The sequence below is a fragment of the Sulfurimonas sp. genome (genome assembly GCF_016744025.1).
In the GTDB taxonomy this organism is placed as follows: Bacteria; Campylobacterota; Campylobacteria; order Campylobacterales; family Sulfurimonadaceae; genus Sulfurimonas.
Map to the genome: position 1 here is coordinate 1 of NZ_JADGFC010000132.1, position 6,888 is coordinate 6,888.

8 protein-coding genes and 1 pseudogene are annotated in these 6,888 nt (G+C 31.4%); all 9 read left to right on the forward strand.

The annotated features are described in order from the left end of the window. Window positions 1-199, forward strand: a pseudogene (locus QZZ48_RS13315) (formate dehydrogenase subunit gamma); the annotation flags it as partial. Between the two features lie 146 nt (window positions 200-345). Next, window positions 346-1,134, forward strand: a complete 789-nt coding sequence (fdhD, locus tag QZZ48_RS13320; protein ID WP_294966678.1) for a formate dehydrogenase accessory sulfurtransferase FdhD — start codon at window positions 346-348, stop codon at window positions 1,132-1,134. Then, a complete protein-coding gene (locus tag QZZ48_RS13325; RefSeq protein ID WP_294966679.1) occupies window positions 1,127-1,513 on the forward strand; it encodes a ModE family transcriptional regulator in 387 nt (128 codons plus the stop codon). Before fdhD ends, QZZ48_RS13325 begins: the two co-directional genes overlap by 8 nt. Next, window positions 1,497-1,871: a LysR family transcriptional regulator gene (locus tag QZZ48_RS13330; protein WP_294966681.1), complete on the forward strand. Its 375-nt coding sequence runs from the start codon at window positions 1,497-1,499 to the stop codon at window positions 1,869-1,871. The genes QZZ48_RS13325 and QZZ48_RS13330 overlap by 17 nt, the downstream gene beginning before the upstream one ends. Next, window positions 1,864-2,844: a cysteine desulfurase gene (locus QZZ48_RS13335; RefSeq protein ID WP_294966683.1), complete on the forward strand. Its 981-nt coding sequence runs from the start codon at window positions 1,864-1,866 to the stop codon at window positions 2,842-2,844. Before QZZ48_RS13330 ends, QZZ48_RS13335 begins: the two co-directional genes overlap by 8 nt. After that, complete coding sequence (locus QZZ48_RS13340; protein WP_294966686.1) at window positions 2,837-4,066, forward strand: molybdopterin molybdotransferase MoeA; 1,230 nt, start codon at window positions 2,837-2,839, stop codon at window positions 4,064-4,066. The genes QZZ48_RS13335 and QZZ48_RS13340 overlap by 8 nt, the downstream gene beginning before the upstream one ends. Before the next feature lie 88 nt (window positions 4,067-4,154). After that, the gene (locus tag QZZ48_RS13345; protein WP_294966688.1) at window positions 4,155-4,970 is read left to right on the forward strand and encodes a substrate-binding domain-containing protein; all 816 of its coding nucleotides are present in this window, start codon (window positions 4,155-4,157) and stop codon (window positions 4,968-4,970) included. A gap of 39 nt (window positions 4,971-5,009) precedes the next feature. After that, a complete protein-coding gene (locus QZZ48_RS13350) occupies window positions 5,010-5,705 on the forward strand; it encodes an ABC transporter permease (RefSeq protein WP_294966690.1) in 696 nt (231 codons plus the stop codon). Then, complete coding sequence (locus tag QZZ48_RS13355) at window positions 5,702-6,724, forward strand: ABC transporter ATP-binding protein (RefSeq protein WP_294966692.1); 1,023 nt, start codon at window positions 5,702-5,704, stop codon at window positions 6,722-6,724. The genes QZZ48_RS13350 and QZZ48_RS13355 overlap by 4 nt, the downstream gene beginning before the upstream one ends. Window positions 6,725-6,888: the final 164 nt, after the last annotated feature.

Here is a 6,888-nt window from a genome sequence, read left to right on the forward strand (position 1 = left end):
CTTTTTAAGAGCAAGTGCTATTGTTCATAATATTATAGGATTGGGTATTTTAGCTCTTTTCTTTGTTCATATTTACATGGCTGTTTTTGCAATTAAAGGCGCTGTTCACAGTATAATAACTGGTTATAAAGAAGAAGAAGAAGTTGAAGTACTTCACAGTTCTTTTTATAGAGAGTTAAAAGAAAAAGGTGAAGTTTAACAAAACTTTACAGGTTGATTAGAACACTCCCCTTTTATAGTGGAGTGTTCTTTTTTTAAATGTTATAAATGTGCGGTTTTTGCATATTTGTAAGTTAAAATAAGATAAAATATGCCAATTATGCATAGTTAAGAAGAGGTACAAGAATGTCCAATAGTAAATACTTGAAAAAAATCATCATTGACAGAGTAAATGGTGATGAAACTATAGAAGTAGAAGATGTAACTATTGAAGAAGCAAGACTAACTGTTTACCTCAATGGCGAAAAAATTATCTCTATGATGTGTATACCAAAAGATCAAGAAGCTCATACAATTGGTTTTTTAATGAGCGAAAATGTAATCACTGATATTAGTGATGTTAAAGAGATGAAACTAAGCGAAGATGGTTTAAGAGTAGATATCAAAGCAGCAGTTGATACTGACTCCCTACAAAACCTATATAAAGAAAAAACTCTAGTAAGTGGTTGTGGTGGTGGAGTTACCGGTAATGTTGCCGGGAATCTTGAAATCCAATTTAACCAAACTAATTTTGTGATTAGCCCAAAGGTCATAAGCGATGAAGTTAAAAAATTCTACGCTGATAGCGAACTATATAAACTTACAGGTTGTGTACATAAAGCAATGCTGTTCTTAGAAGATGAAACAATAATAACAGCAGAAGATATCGGTAGACACAATGCAATTGATAAGGTTGTTGGAAAGTGTAAGATAGATGGACTTAACACTGATAAAGCAGTTTTATTTGTTAGTGGAAGATTAAGTTCTGAAATGGTTGTTAAAGCTGTTATGCATAGAATTCCTATTATTGTATCTAGAACTGCTCCTACATATCTTGGAGTACAAACAGCAAATACACATGGAACAACTCTTATTGGTTTTGCTAGAGGAAGAAAAATGAATATCTATACGCATAGCGGAAGAGTTCATGACTAATACTGAGCAAATTTTAAAGAAATATCTAAATGATGATGGAAAAATCAATTGTCTAGATGCCTTTAAATTAGCTAAAGAATTAAAGATAGACCCAAGTGAAATTGCCGAGATTACTAAAAAGTATAGTCTCAAAATCGACAATTGTGAGCTTGGTGTATTTGGTAGTAAAAAATTCACAGATGCAAGAGATGATATATATGAAAAACTATCATCTCAGGCTGATAGTGAAAAAAGAGTAGATTGTAGTGCTGCCTGGGAGGTAGCTAAAGAATTTTCTTTGAACAAAGTTGGTTCTACTACTAAAAAAAGTGACATCGAAGTTATATATTGTCAACTTGGATGTTTTAGAACAAGGATTCATCATGGTAGTAAAAGTTAAAACTTGGTTAGAAGATACCAATGAAAATCTAATCTTTGGTGGAGGTAAGACTCAAATCTTAGAACTCATCGATGAAACTGGTTCTATATCTGAAGCTTCTAAGAGAGTGGGGATGAACTATAAAAAGGCTTGGACACATATCAAAATACTTCAAGAGTATATTGAAGATGATTTAGTTGTAGTTAAAAAAGGAAGAGATTCCGGGGGAACTTCACTAACACCTAAAGCCAAAGAACTTATAACAAAATATAAACAATTAGAACAAGAAGTTAGAGATTTTTCGACTAAAAGATTTGAAGAGATTTTTAAAGCAGACGGAGATGTAATCAATTGTGCAAAAGAGGATCAAAATGTATAAACTAAATTATCTTAATTATCCACAAACAAGTGATGTTTGTGTATCAAAAGAGTTAAGTATTGAAACTTTGAGCACTAATGAAGAGTTTGAAAAGTTAAGCAAAAGCTTTACATCAAAATTCAACTTTTCATCTCTTCACTCTTTTTCTTTTTCAAAAGAAGGTTTTTTAGGTTTAATGCTTGAGTTAAAAGTAAATATCGCAGTGAGTCTTGGTGAGAGTGAAGCAGTTGTTCAAGCAGCAAAGCTTTATGAATCACTTGGTTTTAGTGTGACATATATTGATATTTCAAAAAATGCAATTATAAACTATAAAGCAATTGAATCACTTAAAGAAGAATATCTATTTTTATCACCATACATCATAGATACTTTTGTAAAAGTTGATTTAAAAAAGGTTAAAGAGAGTTTTAAAGGAACTGTTATAGCAAATATATCAGCGAACTTAGATGCTAGTAATTGTGATATTATTTATTTTGACGCATACAAACTTAGTGGTTATTTTACACACTCAGTACTTCTTCATAATGATATATTTCAAGAGCAAAACCTTGCTAATGTGGACACTATTGGTTTAAAACTAATCTCAGATGCAGTGAGTAAAGAGATAACTGCTATCTCTTGTAAAAATGAATTTATAAAAGTTTTAAAAGAGACTATAAAAGACGACCTACTCTTCTTTGTAGATGCAGATGCAACACTAGATAATGTTCTTCACTTTGGACTTAAAGACATAAAAGCAAGACAAGTCATTAGAAACTTAAGTTTAGACAATATTTTTGTTACAAATGGAGAAGGATGCTCACTTGGTCTTTCACGTCCATCTAGAGTTATTCAAGCTATGGGATATACAGAGTTGCAAAGTAGACAATTCCTTTCTCTGTCTTTTAATAAAGATTTAAACAGTGATGAAATACTCTACTTAGTATCTAAAATAGGAAAATCATATAGACAAATAAAGGCCTTACATGCATAAATATTTAGATTTTAAAGATGCTGTTTCTTTGTCACTGGATATTGCAGAGTCAACTCAGATACAAGAAACAACTCATATACAAGATGCTATTGGAAGAGTTTTAGGTAAAGATATTTTTTGTATTAAGAACCTACCCTCTTTTAACAACTCTGCGATGGATGGTTTTGCTATTAAAGCCTCAGATGCAGGTAAAAGACTAAAAGTTACAAAAATAATCTTGGCTGGTGAAAGTCATGAAGCATCTCTAAAAGAAAATGAGTGTTATAAAATAATGACAGGAGCTAAGGTTCCTTATGACGCAGACACAATCATCCCAATAGAAGATGTAATAGACTATGAAAATAATGAAGTTACTATCAAAGAAGATGTAAAGAAGAACTCATGTTTAAGATTTAAAGGTGAAGAAAAAGCACTTCAAGGCATCTTGTTCAAAAAAGGTGAAGTTGTTACATCGGCAATGCTTGCTATATTAGCCTCTCAAGGCATAACTATGCTCTCACTATACAAGAAGCTTAATATTGCTGTAGTATCTACAGGAAACGAGTTAAAAGAGCCATGGGAAAGTGCTAGTGAAGATGAGATTTACAATTGTAACTCTTATGCAATTATTTCACTTTTAAAAGAAAAAGGTTTTGCAGCTACTTATACTGGTCTTGTGCCAGATTCTTTAGAAAAATCTATAAAGTTTGTTGAGGGTCTTAAAAGTTACGATGTAATTATTACTACTGGTGGTATCTCTATGGGAGATGCAGACTTTATGGCAGAAGCTTTTTTAAATAATGGTTTAGAAATAGCATTTCATGGTGTAAACATAAAACCAGGTCGTCCTATTATGATGGGTAAGATGCAAAAGACTTTTGTTATGTGTTTACCAGGAAATCCTTTAACTGCAATGGTTAATATGCATCTATTTTCACTACCGGTCTTGCATAAGATGCAAGGTTCATTAGCAATCTATCATGATATAGATGTCGCTACAAATATCAAAAGCTTTAAAACAAAACCAGGGAGAGTAAATGTTGTACTTGGACTTTATAAAAATGGAGGATACGAAGTAACTCAGAATAATAAATATGGGTCAGGGATGATTACAGTCTTACATGATAGTAATTGTATTCTTGTTACAGATGAGGCGAAAGCTTCAATCTCGGAGCAAGAAAGAGTTAAAGTGATTAAGTTTAATTGTTCATATTTACAAAATCAAACAAATATCTTCAATTAATTTAGTGTTGATATCTCATCTTTAGATGAGATATTTAAATAGACAAGAATGTAAATATGCAAAAATTGCATAATATTAAAGGAAAAAAATGAAATCAAATAAATTAACTTTACTAGTAGCGGCATTAGCCCTTAGTACTTCAATCCAAGCAAGCGATTCTTTAATGATGGCAACAACTACAAGCACAGATAACACAGGTTTATTAGACTACCTAAAACCAATTTTTGAAAAAGAAACAGGTACTGATATTAAGTGGGTAGCAACTGGTACTGGAAAAGCTCTTAAAATGGGTATGAATTGTGATGTTGATATTCTTTTTGTTCATGCACCTGCATCTGAGAAAAAGTTTGTTAGTACTGGTTATGGTGTTGATAGACAACAAGTAATGTACAATGATTTTGTAATAGTTGGACCAAAATCAGATCCTGCTCATGTAAATGGTATGACTCCAAGTGCTGCTTTAGCAAAAATCAGAGATAACAAATCTAACTTCTTTAGTCGTGGTGATAACTCAGGTACTAATAAAAAAGAGATTTCATTATGGAAAACTGCAAAAGTTGCAACTCCTGATACTGCAAAATGGTATGTTCAAACTGGTCAAGGTATGCTTAGAACAATTAACATGGCTTCAGAAAAAAGTGGATATACAATGACAGATAGAGGTACTTGGATTAAGTATATGTCTCAAAAAGCTGACAAAAACACTATGAAAGTTATTGTTGAAGGTGATAAAAGCTTATTTAACCAATATAGTGTAATTACAATCAACCAAGAAAAATGTTCTAAAGCTAATCCTAAAGCAGCGAAGATTTTCATTAATTGGATTACTGATTCTAAAACACAAAAAGTAATTGCTGATTTTAGACTACTAGGTCAAGCTCTTTTTATTCCTAACGCTAAATAGGTAAAAATAGAGATAATGATAAAAAAAGTAAATTTATAGATGAATCTATTTACTGATGGGTTTCATCAAGCAATAGAGCTACTTGTGTCAGGAAATGCTAGTGTATATTCTGCCATAAGTACGACTCTTACAGTTTCTTCATGGTCTTTAATGATTAGTCTTTTGCTTGGTTTGCCTCTTGGATTTGCCCTTGGTTACTACCAATTTCCAGGCAAAACCATAGTGCGAACTATGGTTGATACATTATTAGCACTTCCGACAGTTGTGATTGGATTGATTGCATATACAATGCTTTCACAAGCTGGACCATTTGGAGATTTTGATTTACTTTTTTCTCAAAAAGCGATAATAATAGGACAGATAGTTTTAGCTCTGCCTATTATTATAGCCTTAACAGCATCACAAGTTGAATCTGTTGATAAGAGACTTTATACTTCACTAAAAGGTTTAGGCGCTCACTCACATCAAATATTAGTCTCTACACTTGTAGAAGCACGATTTGGTATTATGACTGCAGCTATGACTGCTTATGGAAGGATTATAACCGAAATTGGAATTTCAATGATGGTTGGTGGTAATATTAAATATCACACTAGAACAGTTACAACTGCCATTGCCCTTGAAACTGGTAAGGGAGAATTTATAACAGGTATTGCACTTGGTTTAGTTTTATTTACGGTTGCACTTATTGTAAATATTGCATTATCGATGTTAAAAAGGAGATGGACTCAATGAGTGATTTATATAAGCTTGAAAATGTAGAACAACATTATGACGGTAAAAAAGTATTGTCTATCAAAGAGTTAACACTTCAAGATAATCAAATTATTGGTTTCTTTGGACCAAATGGAAGTGGAAAATCAACACTCTTTTCACTTTTATCTTTTATAAATAAACCTACTCTTGGAAATATTTATTATAATGGAGAAAGATCTGATTCTAGAACTTCAGAGATAAGACATAGTGTTGTTATTGTTCCACAAAATCCTTATCTTTTAAAACGTACAGTATATGAGAATATAATCTATGGACTTAAGATAAGAAAAGAAACAAAAGAATTGGATGAACAAGTACAAGAGGCGTTAAACCTAGTTGGTTTAGATAGCTCATTTTCAAATAGAAAATGGTCTCAACTCTCAGGCGGAGAGGCCCAAAGAGTTGCACTTGCAGCTAGACTTATTTTAAAACCAAAGGTTTTAATTTTAGATGAACCAACTTCTGGTGTGGATACAAACTCAGCTCAGCTTATAAAAGAAGCAATACTTTTAGCTAAGCAAAAATACAATACAACAATATTAATCTCAAGTCATGATCATAACTGGTTAAATCATATATGTGACAGAAGAGTAGCTCTTTTTCAAGGTGAATTAGTAGAAAGTGGAAGTATAAATCTTTTATTTGCTCCATGGAAAAAATCAAATTGTGGCAATCTTGTAAAAGAATTTATAGATGGTCAAAAACTCTTGATACCAAATACTCAAGATAAAAAAAGAGACTCTGTTATGATGATTAATTCTGATTATATAGTTATAGATAGACAAAATAAAGATGATTTAAATAATGAGTCTACTCTTGAAGCTACTGTTTCATCAATTCATCAACAACAAACTGACGAGAATCTACTAGTTGAGTTTACAGTTGGTGGAGTTTGTTTTAACACTAAACTAGATCGAAACAAGATGCAAAGATCATTACTTTTACCAGGTGATAATATTAATGTAAGTATTGACACAAGTAAGGTCTGTTGGATTTAACTACGAATATACAATAGATAAAATTTATCTAATTAATTAAAAGGAAAATAAAAATGAATAAAAAAGTATTATTCATAAACTAGGTATTAACTATTTAATTTACTATTATTAATCCCAATGATATAGACTTTTATTAATAGTTAATATTTTACTATTAAAGAAAT

Excerpts from the sequence above, each read along its gene's own strand:
- QZZ48_RS13340 (WP_294966686.1), top strand. The coding sequence starts at position 2,837 with ATGCATAAATATTTAGATTTTAAAGATGCTGTTTCTTTGTCACTGGAT.
- QZZ48_RS13335 (WP_294966683.1), top strand. The coding sequence starts at position 1,864 with ATGTATAAACTAAATTATCTTAATTATCCACAAACAAGTGATGTTTGT.
- QZZ48_RS13355 (WP_294966692.1), top strand. The coding sequence starts at position 5,702 with ATGAGTGATTTATATAAGCTTGAAAATGTAGAACAACATTATGACGGT.
- QZZ48_RS13325 (WP_294966679.1), top strand. The coding sequence starts at position 1,127 with ATGACTAATACTGAGCAAATTTTAAAGAAATATCTAAATGATGATGGA.
- QZZ48_RS13345 (WP_294966688.1), top strand. The coding sequence starts at position 4,155 with ATGAAATCAAATAAATTAACTTTACTAGTAGCGGCATTAGCCCTTAGT.
- QZZ48_RS13330 (WP_294966681.1), top strand. The coding sequence starts at position 1,497 with ATGGTAGTAAAAGTTAAAACTTGGTTAGAAGATACCAATGAAAATCTA.
- QZZ48_RS13350 (WP_294966690.1), top strand. The coding sequence starts at position 5,010 with ATGAATCTATTTACTGATGGGTTTCATCAAGCAATAGAGCTACTTGTG.
- fdhD (WP_294966678.1), top strand. The coding sequence starts at position 346 with ATGTCCAATAGTAAATACTTGAAAAAAATCATCATTGACAGAGTAAAT.